Genomic DNA, 3145 nt, shown 5'->3' with positions numbered 1-3145 from the left:
TTCAACACTTCCTGATAAGCCCCCGGAATACTGTTTTCATTTATAGTGAAGATTCCATCCCTTGCACATTTTCTCCAACTATATTTTTTAACAGCATTTTTAACAGAGGAATGAAAGTCTGGCTCATCATCCGTTTCTCACAGTGACATTGAGTTACTCCTATCTCCTCTCCTTTTAGGATCTTTTCATTGAATTTCATAATTTATAGCGTAAAGGATTTGTTCGATTATTCACCTCATGAATCTGGTAAGTAAGTTCATATATGGTATATCTTAATCTTCCAAGTTGGTTTCTATTTTTATTCTTTTATTTCCGTTTATTCATTTAAAAAATTCTAAAATAATATCTCAGGTTGATTTTTTATGATTTCGCATTTCAAATTATTGCTCTTAAGCACAGAACAACTATGCCTCCTATTAAACTAATGATCGTTAGTTCAATAAAAAAAGAGCTGTTGTAACAGCTCCTTGTCCCCCCTCTTGCACCCATTTGGAAAGATAGCGTATTGTTTCTCCTACTTATTTTTTACTCTTTGCATCCGTTTGTGCTTATATTGTTCAAAATCCCACTCAGACAAAAATTCTTTTGCAGAAGTATAGCCTGATTGATAGAGAAAGTCGATTTCTTCCTCACTCAGTTCAAAGTCCGTTGCGTTGATGCCGCCAGTAGGAATTTGAATCGTTCGTTCAATCGTTTCTTCGTTCATATGTCGTAAATCATGGGCTTGAAGCATCGTTTTAAATATATTTTTGAAAAGGTGGATTGGCGTTGGTATAACCGGATCTATGTTAACTTTATCTTTCACAAAATGGAATCCGAATGTTGGAAAGCGAGGATTGTCTGTATCGAAAATCCATATTGGGAAGTTACTAAGTAAACCACCATCTAAAATGTAGGATTTTTTCCGGTCTTTTGATTTCCAAATAACCGGACGGAAGAAAAATGGTAGGGAGGCACTCATCATTACGGCAGTTGAAACTTTTAAATCAGCAGGAGACATCCCATAGCGTTCCAAATCATCTGGCAAAATAAGCATCTGACCATTCGAAACATCAGACGCAATTATCTTCAACTTTCCATCTGGAAGATCCGCGAATGTCTTAATCCCTTTTTCTGAAAGAAGAGAATCCACCCATGTTTCCAAATAGTCATTTTTAAAAATCCCAAGATGAACATTAAGTTCCAAAAATACGCCCAAAATGGGAATTCGATTCAGTAATGTCCTGCCTCGCATCTTCGAGTAGTTGATTTCACTATACCGCTCTCTAATTTCATGGCTTTTATAGCCACTAGCCAAAAGAGCTGCGATTACTGCTCCTGCTGATGTCCCAGCAAGTCTCTCCCATTCTACTTTTTCCTCTTCCATTGCTTGTATCGCTCCAATAAAAGCAATTCCCCTGACACCCCCACCTTCAAAAACGGCATCTGCTTTCATTTTTATCCACCTCTCTCGATAAGAGTTATTATAATAATTAACAAACAATATTTTCATATAAAGCGAACTTTCACATTCTTAGATTCCAAAAATCCGCCCCCTCAGTTGAAGTATAAAACCGCTTGACATCGACGGTTGAAATTAATGACGGTTCTATTTTTCTAACAAATTCGCTAGTTATGCTTTCCATCCCTGATTGACCATTGGTTGCATATCCATTCATTTTTGTTTTTTTAACACCTTTACCATTACTACATGTCTGTGGATTCCTTACTAGGAAAACCCTTAATCATTTTCTCTGGCTCTACTACTATATTAAGAGTGGATAGACATTCTGACAGTGGTGAACGCAACATTGATGGTAATCAATTTAATAACAGTAATAGATGGCATCTTCTATCATCGTATGTATAAAACGAGGCTTTGGCATGGACAAATAATCTGATACCCTTCATCTAATCTCAAAATGGGTAACAAAATAGTAAAGTGTCTACCCCATTACTTCTTTTTTAGTACTAAATTTTGTTTTATTGCTTGCCTTACTATACTTAATAGACTGATTAATTAAAGAAGGCAAGTCAGCAAAAAGGCTGCCTATATGAAAAATTTTCTATAAACAAGTACTTTTTGGTGAAAAACCAATTTATTCACTTATCAAAAAAGGAATTTTCTTTAAAGGATGACCGTTATTTTTTATAGAGGTATTTTTTTAATAATGTCGAAAAGGATATGTAACAATTGAAGGAGTGAAAAAGTGGAAATGAACCGTGCAAGGAAAATGTATGATTACCACGTGTGGGCTAATCAGCAAGTGTTCCAAAACCTAAAACAATTACCTGACGCAGTCTATGGCAACACGATAAAAAGTGTCTTTCCATCCATCAAGGAAGTCCTTGTTCACCTTTACGCAACAGATATTACCTGGCTGGAGATAATGAAAGGAAGCACCGTTCAAGATACTTTTATGAAAGTTGAACAACGGCGAAAAGAAGTGGACGGAGTCTCAATACATGAACTGGAATCCCGCTTTGATGAACTTGCAAAGGATTATTATGATTTTCTTGCTTCACAGCCTGATCTTGAACGGACCATTGTAACCGAACATCCCAAAATGGGGGCTTGTGAGTTTATACTTGCCGACCTCATCCATCATGTAGTGAATCATGGGACCTACCATCGCGGTAATGTATCAGCGATGCTCCACCAACAAGGCGAGCGTGGCGCACCAACCGATTATGTATTTTATTGTTTAAAATAAGCGGTTTGGCAACCGAAAGTATGAAGGAACATCATTTAGGAGTCGCTATAAACATAAAAAAGCACGGCTATTCCAATTGAAAGCCGATGATTCACTTGCCAAGGAATCATCGGCTTTTATCTGAATGAAAATCCAAACGCTTTGTAGCATTCATTATATCTTTAGAGCTTTACCCGTTGAAGGCGAAGTGCATTCAATACGACTGATACAGAACTGAAAGCCATGGCAGCACCAGCTAACCAGGGGGCAAGCAGTCCGATTGCCGCAATTGGTATCCCGATTACGTTATAGGCAAAAGCCCAGAATAGGTTTTGTTTGATATTCCGCATCGTTTTCCGGCTCATGAGGATTGCATCTGCAATACTGGTCAAATCCCCCCGGATCAAAGTGATATCGGCAGCTTCCATGGCTACGTCCGTCCCGGTTCCTATAGCCATTCCTATATCGGCTAG

At 37.8% G+C, this 3145-nt stretch carries 2 protein-coding genes and 1 pseudogene; 1 reads left to right on the top strand and 2 read right to left on the bottom strand.

Translation table 11 applies throughout. The features are described 5' to 3' along the window. Window positions 1-514: 514 nt before the first annotated feature. Window positions 515-1435 (bottom strand): patatin-like phospholipase family protein, encoded by a 921-nt coding sequence (locus ACFVSH_RS24645; RefSeq protein ID WP_387708371.1) that lies wholly within the window; start codon window positions 1433-1435, stop codon window positions 515-517. Between the two features lie 760 nt (window positions 1436-2195). Here ACFVSH_RS24645 and ACFVSH_RS24640 point away from each other — a divergent pair. Next, complete coding sequence (locus ACFVSH_RS24640) at window positions 2196-2693, top strand: DinB family protein (protein ID WP_387708373.1); 498 nt, start codon at window positions 2196-2198, stop codon at window positions 2691-2693. 161 nt (window positions 2694-2854) lie between these two features. On the opposite strand, the pseudogene ACFVSH_RS24635 reads toward ACFVSH_RS24640, so the two are convergent. Beyond that, window positions 2855-3145, bottom strand: a pseudogene (locus ACFVSH_RS24635) (heavy metal translocating P-type ATPase); the annotation flags it as partial.

The sequence above is a fragment of the Peribacillus sp. NPDC058002 genome (assembly GCF_042886655.1).
GTDB lineage: Bacteria > Bacillota > Bacilli > Bacillales > DSM-1321 > Peribacillus > Peribacillus aracenensis.
The sequence above is the reverse complement of the archived record's forward strand: the minus strand, read 5'-3'. Positions and strand labels throughout refer to the sequence as shown.